Raw genomic sequence first — 18,214 nt, 5'->3', positions numbered from 1 at the left:
TCGGAGAAACGGGGTCAGCCTTTGCTGCCCGACATGGCGATGCCCTGGATGAACTGCCGCTGGAGCAGCACGAAGCACACCACCATGGGCAGGATGGCCAGCAGGGAGCCGGCCATGAGCACCGGATAGTTCGTCATGGTGACCCCGTGCAGGGTCGACAGGCCCACGGGCAGCGTCATCATGTCGGGCCTGGTGTTGACGATCAGCGGCCAGAGCAGGTCGTTCCAGGAGAACAGCGACGTCATGATCGTCAGCGCCGCCAGCGCCGGCTTGCACATCGGCAGGATGACCCGCAGGTAGACCTGGAACGGGTTGGCGCCGTCCAGCTTGGCTGCCTCGTCGACCTCGGCCGGGACGGTCAGCATGAACTGGTAGAGCAGGAACACGCCGAAGGCGCTGAAGATCCCCGGCAGGGCCAGCGCGGGCACGGTGTTGAGCAGGCCCGCCTGCCTGATCACCTCGTACTGCGGGATGACGAACAGCTGCGGCGGCACCATGAGCACGACGAGGAAAATCCACAGCAGCGGCTTCCTGAAGCGGAAGCGCAGCCGGGCGAAGACGAAGGCGGCCAGCGACGCGAACACCAGCTGGCCCGCGACGCGCAGGATGAGGGTCATGACGCTGTTGGCGGTCATCGACAGCACGGGCATCAGCTCGAAGAAGGCCGCGTAGTTGTCCCACCGCCACTGCTGCGGCAGTAGTGTCGGCGGCGCGCTGGTCGACTCGCTCAACGTCTTCACCGAGGTAAGGAACTGCCAGATGAACGGCGCCACCATCGCGGCCGCGCCCGCGAGCAGGACGAGGTGGGTGAGCAGGCGCCCGAGGCCGGGCCGGCGGCGCTCAGCCATAGTGCACCCACCGCCGCTGGAGCCGGAACTGAACCGCCGTCACCACGAGCGTGAGCGCCAGCGTCAGGATGGCGATGACCGCTCCCAGTGGCCGGTCGTTGCGCACGAACGCCTCCTCGTAGAAGAGGTACACGATCGTCTTGGAGTCGCGCAGCGCGGGATTGTTGCGCCCCATCATGATGAACAGCAGGTCGAACATCTGCAGCGACCCGATGACCGAAAGGGTCGAGACCAGGAAGACCGACGGCGACAACAGCGGCGCGGTGATGTGGCGGAAGACCCGCACCGGGCCCGCCCCGTCGATCCTGGCGGCCTCCACCACCGAGGCGGGGATGGCGTCCAGCCCGGCCGCCAGGATCACGAGGTTGGTGCCGAATGTGGTCCAGATGCCGACCAGGGCCACGGCGACCAGGGCGGTGCCGGCATCGGCGACCCAGGCCTCACTCGGGCCGCCGAAGAACCCGAGCACCTGGTTGAGGAGCCCGAAATCGCCGTTGTAGATGTAACGCCACACCATCGCGACGGCGGCGGGCATGGTCACCACCGGCAGGAAGTACAGCGTGCGGTACAGGCTGCGGCCGCGCAGGCCGCTCTGGTGCATCAGGGCGGCCGCCGCCATCGCCAGCGGCACCCCCAGCAACACGATTCCGGCGTACAGCAGCGTGTTGCCCACGGCGCGCGGCAGCTGGGGATTGCCCAGCGCCTGCGCCCAGTTGCCCAGCCCCTCGATCCGGTAGCCGCGGAACGGGTTGCCTTCCGACAGCGACAGGATCAAGGTGCTGACCAGCGGCCACAGGTAGAAGACGGCCAATCCCAGCAGCGGCCCGGCCAGCAGGACGGCGGCCCAGCGGTTGTCGGGGTGGCGGGAGGACCCGGCTCGGTGCGTCATAGGGGAGCCGATCCCTACTGCTGTTCCTGCGCCAGGGCCTCGTCCATGGCCGTGGCCAGCGCCTTGGCGGCCTCCTCGACCGGCTGCTCGCCGTTCCAGGCCGGGGTGAGCAGCTCGCCCTCCCGGCTGGACCAGGCGTCGGTGTTCTTCGACACCGGGTAGACCACCGCGTTGGGCAGCTGGTCGAGGAAGGCCTTCAGGTTGAACTGGGGCGCCGCCTCCACCCACGCCTGCTGGGTGCCGGTGTAGGAGCCGAGCACGGTGCCGGTCTCGCTCTGGATGCGCGAGGCCTGCTCGCCCGACAGGAAGACCGCGAGCTTGGCCGCCTCCTGCGGGTGCTTGGAGGAGGCCAGGGCCACGTTGCCGAGGCCGTTGATGACGGTGGCCTCCTTGACGCCCGCGGGCAGCTCGGTGACGTCGACGTTCTTGGAGGTGTAGGCGTCCTGGGCGAAGCGGTGGGCGTAGAACGAACCGCTGTAGTACATGGCAATCTTGCCGCCCATGAACTGGGCCACCGCCTCGGTGTCGCTGAGCGACTTCAGGTCGGGCGAGGAGCCGCTCTTGATCAGGTCGGTCCAGAACCGCAGGCCGTCGATGCTCGCCGGCTGTCCGAAGCCGGAGGACTTGCCGTCGGGGCTGATGACGTGGCCGCCGGCCTGGTGGATGGTGTTGTAGTAGCCGGCCTGCGCCTCCACCGGGGCGGCGATGCCGTACACGCCCTTGTCCCCGTCGGTCAGGGCCTTGGCGTTCTTGACGACGTCGTCCCAGGTCCAGTCGGCGTTCGGGTAGGGCAGCTTGGCCGCGTCGAACAGGGCCTTGTTGTACCAGAGCCCGATGGTGTCGAAGTCCTTGGGCAGCGCGTAGGTCTTGCCGTCCCGCTCGAACAGCGGCAGCAGCTGCTGCGGGTAGGCCTTCAGGGCGGTGCCGCTCGCGCTGATCGCCTCGTCGAGGGGCTGTATGGCACCGCCGTCGACGTAGGGGGCGATCTTGGAGCCCAGCATCCAGGCCACGTCGGGACCGGTGCCGCCGGCGGCCGAGTTCTGCAGGGTGGTCCAGTAGTCGGTCCAGGGGATGACCTGGACGGCGACGTCGATGCCGGGATTGCCCTTCTCGAAGGCGTCCACCACCTTCTCCATGGCGGGCTGCTGGTCGGTCGAGAAGATGGCGTAGGTGAGCTGGATCTTGCCGGTGCCGGGGTCGGCGGTCTCTGAAGTCGTGCCGCCGCAGGCGGACAGGGTGAGCGCAGCCGCCGCCAGAAGCGAGACCGCAGTCCACTTGGTGCTCATGGGAACCTTCCTTGATCTGACGTTCAGGCCTGGACGCTCGGTGCGATCCAGTCGATGTGGGGGGTGAGCTCGCCGACTCCGGCCTGCTCGGTCACGAGTTCGAGCACGTGCGCGCCGGTGATGTCGGCTTCGACGGGACGGGCGGGTTCGCCGGGGGCCAGCGTGACTTCGGCGACCACGCGGCCGTCGGCGAGCACCCGGCACAGGGCCGGGGCCGCCTGGGGCGTCTCGTCGTCGATGCCGACGTGGGCGGTGAAGGTGCGCGCGGTCCCGCCGACCGCGTAGGCGATCGAGGAGGGCGCGCACACGCCCAGCCCGTGTTCGTGGTGGTGGCCCGCGACCCGCATCGGCCGGCCGTCGCCGGGGTCGCCGCCGCCGTTGGACTGGTCGGTCTCGACGGGGCCGAAGCCGTTGCTGGAGCGCACCGGCCGCATCCGGCTCAGCTCGCTTCGTCCGGCTCCGACGGGGTGTGCCAGCCGTACGTGCGCGATCACCGACCGCTCGGCGGCTCGCGGCCGCCCCGCATGCACAGCCAGTACGGCCAGGCGGCCAGCGGTGAAGGACTCCGGCACCTCGACCTTCCACGACACCCTGATCCCTCCCGGCCGGGCCTCGCTGCCGGTGAGCTGCGGGCTCGGCCAGCCCGGCGGCACCTCCAGGTGCGCCTCGTGGCCGCCGGTGACCTCGGCGTGGACGTGCGTGGCCGTACCGGAACGGGCCAACAGCAGCGGCTCGTCCACCCGGACGGCGGGCCGGTGCGGCTGCCGGATGGCAGGCTCGCCGCGGGTGGCGATGCAGACGGCGCCGCCGTTGGGCCGCAGCCGCAGCGGGAGCCGTTCGGCGGCGGTGGGGTGTGACTCGGTCAGCCTGCCGTCGGCGTCGTCCTCGATGAGCGTGAGGTGGTGGTCCGGGCCGATGCCGAGGCCGGCCAGGTCCGCTTCGGTGTCGACGGGGTGCCCGGCGGCGATGGCGCCGATGAACCAGTCCTCGCCGGAGCGGCGCGCCAGCACGGCGTACTCCCCCGGCCGTCCCGCCAGCAGGCGGGTCTCGTCCCAGTGAGCCGGGATCGCCTCGATGGCCGCCTCGGCGACGGGCCGCGCCTGGTAATGGCTGATCTCGTCGGCGAAGTGCAGCAGACCCGACTCCAGGACGATGCCGAGGGCCAGCTCGTGCGCCTCGCTCGTCTGGCGGTCCCGGGCGGAGAAGGTGACCGGCGTGTAGTCGGCCGAGCCCACGACGTTGCGGGTGAAGGGCAGGATGGTGTTGTGCTCGGGGGTCAGCGGCTCGCCGTAGAAGACGTAGTACTCCGCGCCGCGGACCGCCTCGTAGCTCATCACGTGGGGGTGGGTGCGCGCCCACCCGCGCGGGATCACCGAGCCATGGAAGTTGATCATGAGGCCGGCCCGGCGGCACTCGGCGATCACCGCGTCGTACCACTGGTAACGCGCCTGGGCCTCCGACTCCATGAAGTCGACCTTGATGCCGGCCACTCCCCAGGAGGCCCACTCGGCCAGCTGGAGTCTCTGCTCGGCGGTGCCGAGACGGTCCCAGGCCACCCACACGAACACGCCGACGCCGCGGGTGCTCGCGGCCGAGACCAGGTCCGGCATCCAGGCCGGGTCCCAGCCACAGTCGACCAGCACGTACTCCCAGCCGCGCTCGGCGGCGTAGTCCAGCATGCGCAGCTGCTTGTCCAGGTGGGCTCCGCTGAAGAAGTCAGACCACCACGACCAGGCCGCCCGGCCTGGGCGGGCCCAGGCGGGGACCGCCTCGGCGGCGGCGGGGGCGAGGTCCTCAACCAGGTGCGAGGCGACGATGGTGGCCAGGTCGCCGGCGATGAGGACCCGCCAGGGCGTCGCCACCTCGCCGGTCTGGAGAGTGACGTCCTCGGCCAGGGTGAAGGCGAGCTCCCCGGCGCCGGCGTAGCGGGCCAGCGCGCCGCCGTACCGGCCGTCCAGATCGGCCTCGGTCGCCAGGACGTAGAGGTCGGATTCCAGCTGGGCCAGGAAGGGGAAGCCGTAGTCGCCCAGCTGGAGCACCTCCAGGGTGGAGGAGAAGCGGGTGGTCTCGTACCAGGGGGTGTAGGCCAGCGGCCAGGTGCGCGCCGCGACCGGAAGGCGCAGGTGAACGTCACCGCCGCGGATGCTCCTGCCGCTCAGGCCGTGCAGGACCAGGCGCAGCGCGACACCGTCGGCGGCGGCCCGCAGCACGATCGACACCCCGCCCTGGGCGGTCCGGAAGCGCACGGTGCGCTCGCGCTGCTCCACCTGGTGCTCGCCCACCCGCTTGCCCACGACGAGCTCGTAGGTCTCGTGGACGGCACGTTCGCTCGTGGCGTCGAACGCCAGGCCCGCCAGCAGGTCGGCGCCGTCGGCGGTGGCGAGCCGGATCGGCGCGGGCGAGGTCAGCGCGATCCCGTCCCGGCTGGCCGACCACGTCAACGCGGCGCCGTCGAGGTGAAGGCCGATGCGCAGGCTGCCGAAGGCCGCCTCCCAGTGGTGTTCAGACAAGGGAGTCTCCAAGGGTGCGTCGGGAACCGGCGACGGGGGTGCGTGAGGGGAACGCCATCGCCTCGATGGCCATCGCCGCCGCTCCGCGGGCCCACTCCTCGAACGGCAGATCCCGTACGTGCACCGCGACGTGGTGGGCGGCGCCGAAGGCGTGCTCGGTGAACGCCTCACGGATGGCCGTCTCGAACAGGTCGTAGGTGGCCACGCCCTCACCGGCGACGATGATCTGCTCGGGCCCCAGCAGGTTGGCCACCGACGCCAGTGCCCTGCCGATGAGGGCTCCAGCGTCGGCGAAGACGGCCACGACATCCGGATCGCCGCCACGGGCCAGCTCGACGGCCTCGCCGTACGCCAGATCGGCACGGCCGGTGGCCTGGCGGGAAGCGGCTTCCAGGGCGGTCGTCGAGGCCTCAGCCTCGACACAACCGCGGGCGCCGCAGTGGCACGCCACCGACCGGTCGCCCAGGGGCAGGTGGCCGATCTCGCCCGCCACGCTGTGCGCGCCGCGCACCAGGGCGCCGTCGACCACCAGGGCGCAGCCGATGCCGGCGCCGACGGTGACCACGGCGAAGTTGGCCACCCCGCGCCCGAGGCCAAACCACTGCTCCGCGATGGTCAGCGCCTTGACGTCGTTCTCCACCACCACGGGCAGGCCCAACTCTGCCGCCAGGGTCCGGCCCAGGTCGACGTGGTGCCAGCGCAGGAACGGCGAGTAGCGGACGTAGCCGGTCTCGTGGTCGACGTCGCCTGACAGCGTGACGCCCAGGTGGCGCGGCGCGAGCGCGAACCCCACCCGCTCCGCCGCGGTGAGCAGCTGCCCGTGCAGGGACACCACTTGCGTGATGACCTCGTGCGGCTGCTGGCGGGCCAGCGTGCGCCGCTTGGTGACGCGAGGGGTGCCGGCCAGGTCGCAGACCACGCCGATGAGCTCGTCGCCGGTGATCTTGATGCCCACGCTGCCGGTGTGCAGGGGCCGGATCCGCAGTGGGCGGCTGGGGCGCCCGAGCCGGGCCTCGTCGGGGCCCAGCGGGTCGGCGCTCTCGTCGTCCTCGAGGTATCCCGCCTCCAGCAGCGGCTTGACGGCGCGGGTAATGGCCGGTGAGGACAGGCCGGTGAGGCGGGCGATCTCGGCTCGGGCGATGGGGCCGTTCGTCAGCACCGTCGTGAGAACGGCTGCCTCAGCGGGGGTCCCTTCGATGGGGCCCTTTCTCTGGCGTGGCATGTCGCACAACGTAGAGGCATTTAATTACTTTAGACAAGTAACATTTCCGCAACGTGCGGTGGGACAGCGTGATGAGCCGGAAACTTTGTTACCTAACGCAGGTAACAACGATCAGTCCACCTGCTTGAGGAAGACGACGCCGTCGATCAGGGCGAGCCGGGCCGGGTCCAGCGGGAAGTACTTGCAGTCAACGGCCAGGCGACACCTTTGTCATCACCCGGCCGTCACGGGTGGCCCGCTCGCTGCGCCATCTCCTGGACCTGGCGGCCGACCTGCGCGAGCGCGAGGTGGACCTGTTGGTGCTCAAGCAGGGCATCAACACCTCCACCCCGTCCGGGCGGCTGCAGTTCCACATGTTCGGCGCCTTCGATGAGTTCCTGCGCGAACTCATCATCGAGGGCACCCTCGAAGGACTGGCCTCGGCGCGAGCCCGCGGCCAACTCAGCGGCAACAACCCGCTCACCAGCAGCATCAACTGGGCCGTCGCTGGAAGGATAGATGTCGGCCTGCGTGTCCCCTCAAGTTCTGGCACGGGCGGCGACCAGGGAGGCGCCGATGACGTCAGACAGCACATTCGCCCCAAGCGAGCCGACCACACCCATCCCGGCCAGCAACACCGCCGGACCTGGTTCCACCACGGCCAGCGGGGCCAGCGCGCTGGCACACAACCCCGCCAGCAGCGCCCGCGGTGTTGCCCACCCCAGCCCCCGCGCCGACAGCGCGGCCGCCTGGCGCACCCAGCCACGTGCACCATCCTGGGCGGCGACAACCTGGCCGGGCGATAAGGCAGGAGTACCTGGCTCAGGCTGCTGTCCGCCCTGTGGCTCCACCCGCTGCTCCTGACCTCGCGACAGCACGCCCGATGAACGTTCAGGTGACAACATCGGAGCGTGGAACGCCTCTTCTGCACTATCGACATCCACGGACTTATCGCCGCAACCTCACGGAGCGCTACTCGATCTCAGCAGATTGTTCTGAACCGATCGATGAACATCTATGATCACCTGGCGGGTGGTTTCCTCGTTGGCGCTATGACCTGCAGCAGGGTCAGGGCTGCCTTCCTCAGCCGAGCCGCCCCTCAGGGGAGTCCTTCAGGCAGGCCGTCACGGACGGCGCGCAGGATCGCGGTCTTCACCGCTTGCCCGGTGCGACCGGCGCGCGGGGTCGGGCTGCCGGTGAGCGTGTACCACTCCTCGGCGCCGGTGTATTGCACCCGCACCTGCGCCTGGTCGCCGGAGAGGGTGATGGCCACGGTGAGATCCCCGGTGATGACGCCGGCCTCGTCGGTCATCACCCCGCCCGGCCCGGCAACAACCTCACCCTGGTACTGCTTGTCGGCTCCCTTGCTGGTGGCCTTGCCGCTCGCGTCGCCCATCACCGCTCCGATCCGCCGGCCCGCACCCTGCTTACGTGCAGGTACCCAGCATCGCGGTCAGCGTTTTCTTCTCCGGTGCGGTGACGCTCAGCGCGTAGTACTTCTTGACCTGCACCCACGCGCGGGCGTACACGCACCAATACGAGCGCTGGGGCGGCTGCCACTGATCAGGGCTCTGATCACCCTTGGAGCGGTTGGAGGCGGCCGAGACCGCGATCAGCTGCGGGCGGGTCAGGTCGTTGGCGAGCGCGCGCCGCCGCTGAGTGCTCCAGGTATCGGCGCCTGAGCGCCAGGCGTTGGCCAGCGGCACCATGTGATCGATGTCGAGGCTGGCGGCGCGAGTGTAGGTGCGGTTGTCATACAGCGACCGCCAGCTGCCCGAGGTCGCTTTGCAGTCGTCATCGCGGGTGACGTTTCGGCCGTCGCGGGCCAGCACCACTTCCCGGGTGTCGCAGCCGGCGCCTTTGCGGGTGAGAACTGCCATAAAACTGTCAGTGGTGATTTGCCACGAGATGTCAGTGCGCAGGTCAGAGCGTCGTCACACAAAGGCGCTACGCGACGTCGCCGAGCTCGTCGAGCCAGGTCAACAGTCCGATGTCACGGTTGTCGAACCGGATCACGCGGAAACCGTGACCGGCGAAAAGTGCGCAGAATCCGTCGGGCCAGGCGATGAGCTGCTTACCCACACCCATGATCAGGAGCATCACCTGCTCGTGGGCGTCGCCGAACTCGTCGTAACAGGTAGTGATGCCATTGGACTCTACGAAAGGCAAGTCGTCTTCCTCTCCCAGCCGGTCGGGCGTCACGGGCAGGCGTTCACGTGCGGAGCGCCTGCCCGTGACGGCTGTCGATGTCATGCGTTTTGATTACAGGTAGCCGGGCTTAGGGGGCTCGACGGCGGTGAGGCCGCCGTCGACGGGGATGTGGGCGCCGCTCACGAACGAGGCGCCGGGGCCGGCGAGGAAGGCGATGACCTGGGCGACGTCTTCCGGCTGGGCGAAACGGCGCAGCGGGATGAGCGGGATGTAGCCCCGGAGATACTGCTCGGGGGCGCTGGTGAGGACAGGGCCGGGTGCGACCGCGTTGACGCGTACGCCGGACGGGCCGTACTCGGCGGCCCACGCGCGGGTCAGTGAGCTCACTGCTGCCTTGGTGGCTGCGTAGACCGCGTTGTTGACGTCCCCGATCACGGCGGCGCCGCTGCTGACGTTGATCACACTGCCGCTGCCGCGCTCGGCCATCTTCGGTGCCAGGGCGGTGGTCAGCTGGTAGACCGCGCGCACGTTGGCGTCGAGCATCGCGTCGTACTGTTCGCCGGTGATGTCGGCGCTGGGACCGAAGCTGCCCACCCCGGCGTTGTTCACCAGCACGTCCACCTCGCCAGCTTCCCGGGCCAGCCGGGCCACGTCGTCCGGGTTGGTCAGGTCGGCGGCGACGAAGCGGGCCGAGCCGCCGTCGGCCTGGATCTTCTGGACGACCTCCTCCCCGCGCTGGGCGTCGCGTCCGGTCACCACCACGCTGGCACCGCGCGCGGCCAGGGCGTAGGCCGTCGCCCGGCCGATGCCGGTGGTGGAACCGGTGATCAGGGCAGTCTTGCCGGTCAACTCGCTCATGACGGGAACCTCCTTGTAGAATTCTGTACCAATCGATCGGTACAGAATTACGATAGCACATCTGGATCGATCGGTAAGAAATCGGTAAGGTGGGTCACGTGGACGGTCAACGGAGCGCGCAGGTGGGTCGGCCCAGGGGCTTCGACGCCGACGAAGCGCTTGAGAACGCGATGCGGGTGTTCTGGGAGAACGGCTACGAGGGCGCGAGCCTCACCGACCTGACCGAGGCGATGGGGATCAACCGCACGAGCATGTACGCGGCCTTCGGCAACAAGGAGGAGTTGTTCCGGAAGGCCCTGATGCGATACAGCGACGGCCCGGCGTCGTACGGTGCCGAGGCGCTGGCCGAGCCGACCGCCCAGCAGGTGGCCACGGTGTTCCTGCGCGGCGCGGTCCGGAGCGCCACCCTGCCGGGCTACCCGACCGGGTGTCTCAGCCTCCGGGCGTCCCTGCTCGGGGGCGAGGACGGGCGGGTCATCCGCGACCTGCTGGCCGCCTGGGGAGAAGAGATCAGCACCAAGCTGACGGATCGGTTCCGGCGCGCGGTCGAGGAAGGCGACCTGCCGCCGGAGACCGACCCGTCAGTCCTGGCGAAGTACGTCATAACGATCGGGAACGGCATCGCAGTGCAGGCCGCCGGCGGCGCGGAGCGCGACGTCCTCCAGTTGGTCGCCGACGCCGCCCTACGGAGCTGGCCGCCGGTCTAGCTGTACTGACTTGAGAGGTTAGGTACGCGGCTGGTGGGTGGTTGGCCGTTGAGTGCGGTGTGGCCGCGGTGGTGATTGTAGGTGTGGAGCCAGTGCGGCAGTGCTTGCCGGCGTTCGGTTTCTGAGGTGCAGGGCTGGGCGTAGGCCCGTTCCTCCAGCAGGGTGCGGTTGAAGCGTTCGACTTTGCCGTTGGTCTGGGGCCGGTAGGGGCGGGTGCGTTTGTGGGTGATGCCCGCGGCGGCCAGAGTGTCGCGCCACAGGTGGGAGCGGTAGCAAGAGCCGTTGTCGGCGAGTACGCGCCGGATGGTGATGTTGTGGCTGGTGAAGTAGGTCTGGGCGCGGTGCCAGAACGCGGCGGCGGTTTCTTTGGTCTCATCGGCCAGGATCTCGCTGTAGGCCAGGAGTGGTCGTCGACGGTGTTGTGCAGGTATCTGTAGCCGAGGTTGGGTCGGCCGTGGGTGGTGCGGGGCCGGGCGGGGTCGCGGTGGGCGGAGCTGTGGCGTGCGCCGGCGGGGCGGCCGTGGACGCGGTGGCCGCCGCCGTCGGGGATGTTGCCGAGTTTCTTGATGTCGACGTGGATCAGGTCGCCGGGCGTGGGGTGTTCGTAGCGGCGGATGAGGCGGCCGCTGGTGCGGTCGAGGTTGTTCAGGCGGGGCAGGCGGTAGCGGGTCAGGGCCCGGTGGCCGGGTTCAGGCCGAGCAGGTAGGCGATGCGGGCCGGTCCCCAGCGGCGTAGCACTCTGACCTTGATGATGCGTCGTTCGGTGCGGGTGGGGGTGCGTCGCGGACTGTGGTGCGGGCGTGAGGAGCGGTCGCTCATGCCTGCGGCGCCGTAGCGGCGGTAGCGGCTTGCCCAGCGTTGGGCGGTGGTGACCGCGACCTGGAAGCGTTCGGCCGCTCGTCGCAGTGGCCTACCTCCAATTTCTGCGCACGTCTGCACGCACTAGCCCGGACGACGGAGCCGGACACGGCGGTGTTCGAAGCGCGGGCGCGACTTAAGGAAGCTTTCAAGATCCGAGTCGTCGGCGCATTGACCCTGTGGTGGGAACACGGTGTCAACTGCGAGCCAGCACCTGACAGCCGACCGCCGGGTCAGACCCAGGAAGGAACCGACGTGGCCTGGAGCACCCGTGAGCTCGCGGAACTCGCCGGCACCACGGTGAACACGATTCGGCACTACCACCGGCTCGGCCTGCTCGACGAGCCCGAACGCCGGGCGAACGGATACAAGCAGTACGGGGTACAGCATCTCGTCGTCCTCCTGCGCATCCGGCGTCTCGTAGAGCTGGGTGTACCCCTTTCCCGGATCGGCGCGATCACCTCGGGCGGTGCCCCCGCTCCGGAAGTGCTGCGCCAGGTCGACGCCGACCTGGCGGCCGAGGTCGAGCGTCTGCGCCGAGCCCGCTCCGACATCGCGATCATTCTGCGCGACGGGGCGCCGGCCGACGCGCCCGCCGGCTTCGAGTCGGTCGCGCCGCGGCTGACCGTGTCCGACACCTCGCTCATCCACGTCTTCAGCCAGCTCTACGACGACGACGCGATGAAGGACCTGCGGCGCATGGTGGACGCCGACACGGATCCCATCAGCCACGACATCGACACCCTGCCGCCCGACGCCGACGAGGCGACCCGCCAGAACCTCGCCGAGAAGCTCGCCGCGCGGCTGGCGCAGCATCTGGTCGACTATCCCTGGCTGCGCGATCCCGCCCGGCATCTGTCGAAGAGCGAGCACGTCACGCGCCAGACGTTCATCGACGCCGTCGTCGGGCTCTACAACGCCGCCCAGGTCGATGTGCTGGGCCGGGCCGGCATTCTCGCGCAGGAGCAACTGCGCCGCGAACGGGGGCTCAACTCTCCGGCCTGAGCACCTGCGTCGCATCCCGAATCGAAAGGAAGACACCATGGCTCAGCTCGGGACCGCCACTCTGGGCGAAGACCTCCTGTTGCTCCTGTTCCAGCCGAACGCGGGGATGCGGGGCACCGGTGTCATCGCCGGCGAGAACACGCTCTTCTACGTTCTCGGGGGTGCGGTGCTCGCCGATCTCGGCCTCGGTGGACACGTGCGAACCATCCCCGGCTGGGGCGGATCGACCCGGGTGGAGGCCGTCACGGACCGTCCCCCCGCGGACGACACCCTGCGATCGGCGTGGGACTACGTCGCCGTGAAGCCCCGAGGGGTGCAGGCGACGCTCGCCGCGATCGGGCCGACCCTGCGGAGCCCGTTGCTCGACCGGCTCATCATCCGCGGCGACATCCGCGAGTCCACCCGCAAGGCGCTCGGTCTGTTCGACATGAAGGTCCTCGAGGACGGCGGAACCGGACGGCGGGCCGGTCTGCTCTCCGACGTGCGGGCGGTGCTGGTCGACGGCGTGGAGCCGCAACCTCGGGTCGCCGCGCTCGCGGCGCTGCTGTCGGGAAGCCGTGCGCTCCCGCAGTTCGATCCCGAGATCCCCTGGGCCTCTTCCGTCATCACCCGCGCCCAGAAGCTCGAGCAGGGCAACTGGGGAGCCGAGGCTGCCGCCGAAGCGGTCGCCCGCACCGTCACCGCAACCATCGTCAGCAACGTGATCGTCGCGGCGGCTGTCCTCCCGCCGCAGAACCAGTAGCGGGGCAGGTCAGGAGGAGCTCACGGCCGCCGGAGGAGCATCGCCTGGTCGACGATCTCGTCGAGTTCGGCATGGTCGAGACCCTTGACGGCCTGCACCGAGAGGCCGAACGCGATCGTCGTGATGTATCGGCCGAGTTGCTTGGGGTCGGCGTCGCCCGGCAGGTCGCCCTCGTCGACGGCGCGCCGGAAACGTTCCTCGACCTGCGCCTGGCGGCGTTGCGCCACTGGACCAGCGCCTCGTGCACGGCCCGGCTCTCGTCGTTCGACGGCAGCGCGCCCTGAACCGTCAGACATCCCCCGAAGTCTTCCGGAAGGGTCGAGGTGTGGGCCGCACCGCGCAGAATCGCCTTGGCGGCAGCTTGCGCGGTCGGCTCGGCCAGAGCACTGTCCAGGTAGCTGCCCGGACCCTCGACGTAGCGCTGCAACGAGCTGCTCCTTGTTGCCGAAGGCCGCGTACATGCTGGTGGTGATGCCGTCTTGGTGGACGTTCTTGAGTGCTTGTCGGCGCTCGTACTCAGCCGGGCTGAGTTGGACAAGGTCCTCACCGGGCCGATGACTTCCTGCTGATCTGGGCCCAGCGTCACGTGGAGGCCGGACTTTTCCGCACCGGCCCGCTGCGCCACGAGGAGTTCTCGATCCGGGACAGAGCGATCGACCCGCTCCTGATCGAACGTCTGGCCGATCTCGCCGAACGCTGCTTCGCGCGGGCCGGCCACAGCCGGTCGTCATGTGGGGCAAGACCACCAGCAACGACCGGCTGCTCCGGCACGACCTGTCGGCCGAGTTGCGCATCCGAGGTCTCGACGTCCCGCGGTTCCGGCCCAGCTCCGCCGGGGTAGACGCCGTGCTGACCGGTGGCCTGTTGCTCGCCACGGCCCGGGTGGGGCGGGCCCGGTCCGCCGACCGCACCCGCTCCTGCCGATCAACCGATGGTGTACGCGCCCGAGGGCGTGGAGCGTTCCCCTACGAGATGCGAGGGGGAAGTGCAAGAGTTTCGCCCGCCACATCGATTGCGACTTTGCCGCGCAGTGCATACGACTGCCTGTTCTCCAGGAGTTCGTGAGCCTCGCCCATTCGGGCGAGCGGAAGAGTCGCGCCGATGACCGGCTTCACGAGACTGCGCTCGACCAGCGTGGTGAGCGCGTCCAGCTTTCCTCGGTTCTGTCGTGTGAAGACGAAGTGATAGGCGGCGTTCCTGCCCCATGCCTCGATGAGGTTCTGCGGCTGCGCGATGTCGACGATGCTGACGACGCGTCCGGAGTCGGCGAGCGTCAGCGGGCTTCGTGTGAGCGTGTCGCCACCGATCGTGTCGAAGACGACATCGACCCCCTTGCCTCGCGTCATCTCGGCCACGGCATCGACGTAGTCCGCGGAGGTGTAATCGATCGCCGCATCCGCTCCGAGAGAGCACACGAACTCATGGTCGCCGGCTTTCGCGGTGGTGATCACTCGTGCGCCGATTGCCTTCGCGATCTGGATCGCGATCGTGCCGACACCGCCCGTGCCTCCATGGATGAGGATCGTCTCCCCCACGGTGAGCTGAGCTCGCGTCACCAGGGACTCCCAGACCGTTCCGCCGACAAGAGTCAGGCTCGCCGCCTCCAGGTGACTGAGGTTCTCCGGTTTGCGGCCGACGAGGTCGACGTCGGCGACATGCTGCTCGGCGTAGGAGCCGGGGCCGCCGAAGATCCGGGGCGTGTAGTACACCGCATCGCCGGCACGGAACTCGGTCACGTGGGATCCGACTTCCTCGATCACGCCGGAGATGTCGTATCCGATGATCGCCGGAAGCGGCACATGATCCACGTAGTCTCCGCGACGGATCTGATAGTCGAGCGGGTTGACGGCGGTCGCATGGACGCGCACCCGCACCTGGCGGGGTTCGACTTGCGGTACCGAGACGTCGCGCAGCTCGAAAGCATCGGCCCCACCGAAACGGGCGAGCACAACAGCCTTCATCAGATCAGTCATATCGGTGCTCCTCATCGTGGTTCTGGTGCGTGACGCAACGGCAAGGTCGGCATCCATCCAGTGAAAACGGTGTGGTTACCACATAGTCCAGCCGTCGGCCGGTGAACGGGAGGATGTCCCGACGTTCGTGGAACTTGATCAGCGGTCCGACAGTCAGGCAATGTTCTCGTTGTAGCAGTTCGGGCTGGGATTCTGCGCCATGGCATGCCGATCGAGAGCGGCGCGGAGTCTGGGCAGGTGCATGTGGCCGTTGATGCGACGGAACTGTTTGGTCGCCTCGGCCATGCCGACCGCGCACCAGCGCAGCGCCATCGTGCCGTCCTTCCAGTTCTTGACGTTGACGGCGTGGTCGCGGCAGATCGAGATCATCGACTCGATGGGGTTGGTCGAGCGCAGGGTACGCGCCAGCATCGGCGGCACGTCCAGCCGCAAGATCGTGAGGGTCTCGTTCATGCCCTCCCGTAGTGAGGCCGCGGCTCCGGGGTGGGTCTTGTCCAACTCGGCGGTCAGGGCGGTGAGTGTGGCCTCGGCGGCCAGCGGGGTGTCGGCGTGGTAGGCGTCTCGCATGCGTTTCTCGGCGGCGGCGCGAAGTTTCAGCGGTAGCCGGTCGCGGACGTTTCGGATTTTGTGAAGCTGGCAGCGCTGGATCACCGGATGGTCGAAGACGTCCAGCACCGCGCGGCACAGCGCTTTGGAGCCGTCCAGCACTACCAGAAGCGGCGTGGTGACATCGAGGCCGCGCTCACGCAGGCCGACGATGAGCTCGCGGGCCAAGGTGGCGTTCTCGGTGGAGCCCTCCACCAACGCGAGGGGGTGTTTGGTGCCGTCGATGCCGATCCCGAGCGCCACGATGCAGGTGTGCTCGCCGAAGTGCACGCCGTCCAGCATCAGCGCGGCCAGCTGCAGCTCGGGCAGATCGGCCGACATCATGTCCGAAAGGGCGCGTTCGGTGGCGGCGACGAACCGCCGTGAGATCGACGATTTGGAGGTGCCGGTGGCGGCCTGCTCGGAGTGATGTGGTAGTCGCTCGAGACCTACCATCAGGTAGGCCGCGAGGCGGGGACCGCCACATCAAGTTCTACGAGCTACGGGACAACCTCCGTGACCCGGTTCGCCCATCGCCGGATGGCGGCCCGGGCACTTTCCTTACTCACGAGTAGCCTGCTGAAATGCAGGCGTGCGTCTGGGCAACTGTCCCGCCGCGCTGGAGGCCGCGCGCAGAGCGGTCAGAACCGACGAGACGCTGAGCAGCAATCTGACGCTCCCGCCGCCGCCTCAAGGAGCTGAATCTTACCTGAACGGCCCTCCCGCACAGGCACTGGAGATTTCTACCGACGCGAACATTTCGCCGCGGGTGCGAATCTGACAGCGACGCGACGATCTCGGGGCCACCCCGATCACCCCTGGCGCCGACGCGTACGTCGGTGAGCTCACCGATCTGATCGCCGGCTCCCTGGCTGCCCCTGCTCGACGATCGGTCCTGAACCTGCGCGAGCTCGCTCGGCCGGGCAGTTGCACAACGGGCCGCCCGGAACCGTCGTAGTAGACACGGAAAGGCAACTTCGGCCCGGAGTCGTTGCGCGAGATCGACGCCCTGCCGACGCGGCGGTCGCGCTCGGCGACGCGTCCCAGCTCGACGTGCTGAGCCGAGCCGGCGCCCTCGCTCAACAGCACTGAGCCGGTGGCCCGAGGCGGACCCCGGCGGGGAACGCGCCCGATCCTCGGGAATGCCACGAACAGGGCGTTTGACTCTGTGCTGAGCACACGGTCTCTACTCGGTGGTGACGCATCTCCCCGCTCGAGGAGCCCACCGTGAATCCCGTCGAAACGCTCGTTCAGAACTTCCGCGACCTCGTAGCCGAGGTGCCCGAACTGGTCCAGCCGTTCATCGTCATGCTGGCCGGCGCGATCCCGTTCATCGAAGGCGAGGGCGCATCGCCGATCGGAGTGGTCGGTGGGATCCATCCCGTGGTGGCCGCGGTTGCCGCAGCCGCGGGCAACTTCCTCTGCGTACTCGTCGTCGTGCTGATCAGCTCGCGGGCCCGCGCCGCGGTCGCTCACGGACACCGGCCGAGCAGCCGCGAGGAGCGCCCCGAGTCCAAGGGGCGCCGGCGCTTCCGCCGTTACCTCGTGCGCTTCGGTGTGCCCGGAGCGAGCCTGCTCGGACCGCTGGCCGTGCCGACCCAGTTCACCGCGGCCATGCTCATCGCCTCGGGGACCTCGCGCTCCTGGGTGCTGCTGTGGCAGGCGATCGCGATCGTCTTTTGGACGACGTTGACCACCACCCTGGTCTGGGGTGTCGTCTCGTTCGTGGTGGCTTGACCTCCGGCTCCACCCTCCCCTGTCGACTGCATCGCGTTTCCCGGACTCGCGTCGCATTCCCCGTCGAAAGGATCACACGATGACACAGCGGCTCGGCCCGCCGACCCTGGCCGAAGACCTTCTGTTACTCCTGTTCCAGCCGCTCTCCGGGCCGGAGGGCACCGGAGTCGTCGCCGGCGAGGAAACGCTTCCCTACGTTCTCGCCGGAGCGGTGCTTGCGGATCTCAGCATCGGCCGGCACGTGCGAACCGTACCCGGATGGAGCGGGTCGACCCGGGTGGAAGCCGTCGCCGAGCGGCCACCGACGGACGACCTCCTGCGATCCACGTGGGACTACCTCGCCTCGAGGCCGCGAGGCGTCCAGGCGACGCTCGCCGTGATCGGACCGGCCCTGCGCCGCCCCTTGCTCGAACGTCTCATCGAGCGCAACGACATCCACCGATCAACCTGTGTCGAGACCGAAGCGCCCATAAGGGAGATGTTGACAGACGGCGAATCCGGGCGCAGGAGGAGCCTGCTTCGCAGCGTACGGGGCGTGCTGGTCGGCGAGGCGGAGCCGGAGCCCCGCCTCGCCGCGCTCGTGGCACTGCTGTCCGGAAGCGGGATGCTGCCGCAGTTCCATCCTGAGATCCCGCGGACCACCGCGACCATCGCCCGAGCCAAGCAACTCGAGCACGGCATCTGGGCAGCCGATGCCGCCGCCGACGCGATCGCCCGCAGCTTCGCCGCGACCATCGTCAACAACGTGATACTCGCGGCGGCCGTGCTGCCCAAGCGATGAACGAGCTACACCCCTCGCTCCGGACCAGTGCGGCGCGACCGCTCGCGGAGCCAGACGAAGGCGAGCACGGCCAGATTCATGAC

At 69.0% G+C, this 18,214-nt stretch carries 16 protein-coding genes and 3 pseudogenes; 6 read left to right on the top strand and 13 right to left on the bottom strand.

The window, feature by feature from the left end:
- Positions 1 to 14: 14 nt before the first annotated feature.
- The 5 genes from ACTOQ3_RS26120 to ACTOQ3_RS26100 are packed head-to-tail and all read right to left on the bottom strand — an operon-like array spanning position 15 to position 6,755.
- Positions 15 to 848, bottom strand: coding sequence for a carbohydrate ABC transporter permease (locus tag ACTOQ3_RS26120; RefSeq protein WP_440085987.1), 834 nt, complete (start codon positions 846 to 848; stop codon positions 15 to 17).
- The gene (locus ACTOQ3_RS26115; protein ID WP_440085986.1) at positions 841 to 1,737 is read right to left on the bottom strand and encodes a carbohydrate ABC transporter permease; all 897 of its coding nucleotides are present in this window, start codon (positions 1,735 to 1,737) and stop codon (positions 841 to 843) included. The genes ACTOQ3_RS26120 and ACTOQ3_RS26115 overlap by 8 nt, the downstream gene beginning before the upstream one ends.
- Positions 1,738 to 1,751: 14 nt before the next feature.
- Positions 1,752 to 3,023, bottom strand: a complete 1,272-nt coding sequence (locus tag ACTOQ3_RS26110; protein ID WP_440085985.1) for an ABC transporter substrate-binding protein — start codon at positions 3,021 to 3,023, stop codon at positions 1,752 to 1,754.
- 23 nt (positions 3,024 to 3,046) lie between these two features.
- On the bottom strand, positions 3,047 to 5,533 hold the full coding sequence (locus ACTOQ3_RS26105) for a glycoside hydrolase family 97 catalytic domain-containing protein (protein ID WP_440085984.1): 2,487 nt from the start codon (positions 5,531 to 5,533) through the stop codon (positions 3,047 to 3,049).
- On the bottom strand, positions 5,526 to 6,755 hold the full coding sequence (locus tag ACTOQ3_RS26100) for an ROK family transcriptional regulator (protein ID WP_440085983.1): 1,230 nt from the start codon (positions 6,753 to 6,755) through the stop codon (positions 5,526 to 5,528). The genes ACTOQ3_RS26105 and ACTOQ3_RS26100 overlap by 8 nt, the downstream gene beginning before the upstream one ends.
- Positions 6,756 to 6,946: 191 nt before the next feature.
- Between ACTOQ3_RS26100 and ACTOQ3_RS26095 the strand changes: the two are divergent.
- A pseudogene (locus ACTOQ3_RS26095) lies at positions 6,947 to 7,540 on the top strand (recombinase family protein); the annotation flags it as partial.
- Between the two features lie 293 nt (positions 7,541 to 7,833).
- On the opposite strand, the gene ACTOQ3_RS26090 reads toward ACTOQ3_RS26095, so the two are convergent.
- The 4 genes from ACTOQ3_RS26090 to ACTOQ3_RS26075 all read right to left on the bottom strand — a co-directional run bounded on the left by ACTOQ3_RS26090 (position 7,834) and on the right by ACTOQ3_RS26075 (position 9,743).
- Positions 7,834 to 8,130 carry a hypothetical protein gene (locus ACTOQ3_RS26090; RefSeq protein ID WP_440085982.1) on the bottom strand — a complete coding sequence of 99 codons (297 nt, stop codon included), beginning with the start codon at positions 8,128 to 8,130 and terminating at the stop codon, positions 7,834 to 7,836.
- A gap of 31 nt (positions 8,131 to 8,161) precedes the next feature.
- A complete protein-coding gene (locus ACTOQ3_RS26085; RefSeq protein WP_440085981.1) occupies positions 8,162 to 8,614 on the bottom strand; it encodes a GmrSD restriction endonuclease domain-containing protein in 453 nt (150 codons plus the stop codon).
- Positions 8,615 to 8,681: 67 nt separating this feature from the next.
- Positions 8,682 to 8,987 carry a hypothetical protein gene (locus tag ACTOQ3_RS26080; RefSeq protein ID WP_440085980.1) on the bottom strand — a complete coding sequence of 102 codons (306 nt, stop codon included), beginning with the start codon at positions 8,985 to 8,987 and terminating at the stop codon, positions 8,682 to 8,684.
- A gap of 9 nt (positions 8,988 to 8,996) precedes the next feature.
- Complete coding sequence (locus tag ACTOQ3_RS26075; RefSeq protein WP_440085979.1) at positions 8,997 to 9,743, bottom strand: SDR family NAD(P)-dependent oxidoreductase; 747 nt, start codon at positions 9,741 to 9,743, stop codon at positions 8,997 to 8,999.
- Positions 9,744 to 9,841: 98 nt separating this feature from the next.
- Between ACTOQ3_RS26075 and ACTOQ3_RS26070 the strand changes: the two genes are divergently transcribed.
- Positions 9,842 to 10,450: a TetR/AcrR family transcriptional regulator gene (locus tag ACTOQ3_RS26070; protein WP_440085978.1), complete on the top strand. Its 609-nt coding sequence runs from the start codon at positions 9,842 to 9,844 to the stop codon at positions 10,448 to 10,450.
- Here the strand turns inward: ACTOQ3_RS26070 and ACTOQ3_RS26065 are convergent.
- A pseudogene (locus ACTOQ3_RS26065) lies at positions 10,447 to 11,389 on the bottom strand (IS481 family transposase). The gene ACTOQ3_RS26070 and the pseudogene ACTOQ3_RS26065 overlap by 4 nt on opposite strands.
- Positions 11,390 to 11,563: 174 nt before the next feature.
- Here ACTOQ3_RS26065 and ACTOQ3_RS26060 point away from each other — a divergent pair.
- Together ACTOQ3_RS26060 and ACTOQ3_RS26055 are read left to right on the top strand one after the other, a co-directional pair.
- On the top strand, positions 11,564 to 12,313 hold the full coding sequence (locus ACTOQ3_RS26060; protein WP_440085977.1) for a helix-turn-helix domain-containing protein: 750 nt from the start codon (positions 11,564 to 11,566) through the stop codon (positions 12,311 to 12,313).
- 37 nt (positions 12,314 to 12,350) lie between these two features.
- A complete protein-coding gene (locus tag ACTOQ3_RS26055) occupies positions 12,351 to 13,055 on the top strand; it encodes a GOLPH3/VPS74 family protein (protein ID WP_440085976.1) in 705 nt (234 codons plus the stop codon).
- Between the two features lie 20 nt (positions 13,056 to 13,075).
- Here the strand turns inward: ACTOQ3_RS26055 and ACTOQ3_RS26050 are convergent, their stop codons facing one another.
- From ACTOQ3_RS26050 to ACTOQ3_RS26040, 3 genes and pseudogenes are all read right to left on the bottom strand, one after another.
- Positions 13,076 to 13,282, bottom strand: a complete 207-nt coding sequence (locus ACTOQ3_RS26050; protein ID WP_440085975.1) for a hypothetical protein — start codon at positions 13,280 to 13,282, stop codon at positions 13,076 to 13,078.
- 738 nt (positions 13,283 to 14,020) lie between these two features.
- Positions 14,021 to 15,028, bottom strand: a complete 1,008-nt coding sequence (locus tag ACTOQ3_RS26045) for a zinc-dependent alcohol dehydrogenase family protein (protein WP_440085974.1) — start codon at positions 15,026 to 15,028, stop codon at positions 14,021 to 14,023.
- A gap of 153 nt (positions 15,029 to 15,181) precedes the next feature.
- Positions 15,182 to 16,066 (bottom strand): annotated as a pseudogene (locus ACTOQ3_RS26040) (IS256 family transposase); the annotation flags it as partial.
- A 774-nt stretch (positions 16,067 to 16,840) separates the two neighbouring features.
- Here ACTOQ3_RS26040 and ACTOQ3_RS26035 point away from each other — a divergent pair.
- Entirely contained in the window at positions 16,841 to 17,350 is a 510-nt protein-coding gene (locus ACTOQ3_RS26035; RefSeq protein WP_440085973.1) for a hypothetical protein, read from the top strand.
- A 79-nt stretch (positions 17,351 to 17,429) separates the two neighbouring features.
- A complete protein-coding gene (locus tag ACTOQ3_RS26030; RefSeq protein WP_440085972.1) occupies positions 17,430 to 18,131 on the top strand; it encodes a GOLPH3/VPS74 family protein in 702 nt (233 codons plus the stop codon).
- Positions 18,132 to 18,214 lie beyond the last annotated feature (83 nt).

This window comes from Streptosporangium sp. LJ11 (genome assembly GCF_051918945.1).
Lineage (GTDB): Bacteria > Actinomycetota > Actinomycetes > Streptosporangiales > Streptosporangiaceae > Streptosporangium.
This window is presented reverse-complemented; position numbering and strand designations above follow the sequence as displayed.

What these genes read in the sequence shown, in the direction of transcription:
- ACTOQ3_RS26085 (WP_440085981.1), bottom strand. Translation starts at nt 8,614, where the DNA reads ATGGCAGTTCTCACCCGCAAAGGCGCCGGCTGCGACACCCGGGAAGTG.
- ACTOQ3_RS26100 (WP_440085983.1), bottom strand. Translation starts at nt 6,755, where the DNA reads ATGCCACGCCAGAGAAAGGGCCCCATCGAAGGGACCCCCGCTGAGGCA.
- ACTOQ3_RS26115 (WP_440085986.1), bottom strand. Translation starts at nt 1,737, where the DNA reads ATGACGCACCGAGCCGGGTCCTCCCGCCACCCCGACAACCGCTGGGCC.
- ACTOQ3_RS26045 (WP_440085974.1), bottom strand. Translation starts at nt 15,028, where the DNA reads ATGACTGATCTGATGAAGGCTGTTGTGCTCGCCCGTTTCGGTGGGGCC.
- ACTOQ3_RS26110 (WP_440085985.1), bottom strand. Translation starts at nt 3,023, where the DNA reads ATGAGCACCAAGTGGACTGCGGTCTCGCTTCTGGCGGCGGCTGCGCTC.
- ACTOQ3_RS26080 (WP_440085980.1), bottom strand. Translation starts at nt 8,987, where the DNA reads ATGACATCGACAGCCGTCACGGGCAGGCGCTCCGCACGTGAACGCCTG.
- ACTOQ3_RS26075 (WP_440085979.1), bottom strand. Translation starts at nt 9,743, where the DNA reads ATGAGCGAGTTGACCGGCAAGACTGCCCTGATCACCGGTTCCACCACC.
- ACTOQ3_RS26090 (WP_440085982.1), bottom strand. Translation starts at nt 8,130, where the DNA reads ATGGGCGACGCGAGCGGCAAGGCCACCAGCAAGGGAGCCGACAAGCAG.
- ACTOQ3_RS26120 (WP_440085987.1), bottom strand. Translation starts at nt 848, where the DNA reads ATGGCTGAGCGCCGCCGGCCCGGCCTCGGGCGCCTGCTCACCCACCTC.
- ACTOQ3_RS26030 (WP_440085972.1), top strand. Translation starts at nt 17,430, where the DNA reads ATGACACAGCGGCTCGGCCCGCCGACCCTGGCCGAAGACCTTCTGTTA.
- ACTOQ3_RS26055 (WP_440085976.1), top strand. Translation starts at nt 12,351, where the DNA reads ATGGCTCAGCTCGGGACCGCCACTCTGGGCGAAGACCTCCTGTTGCTC.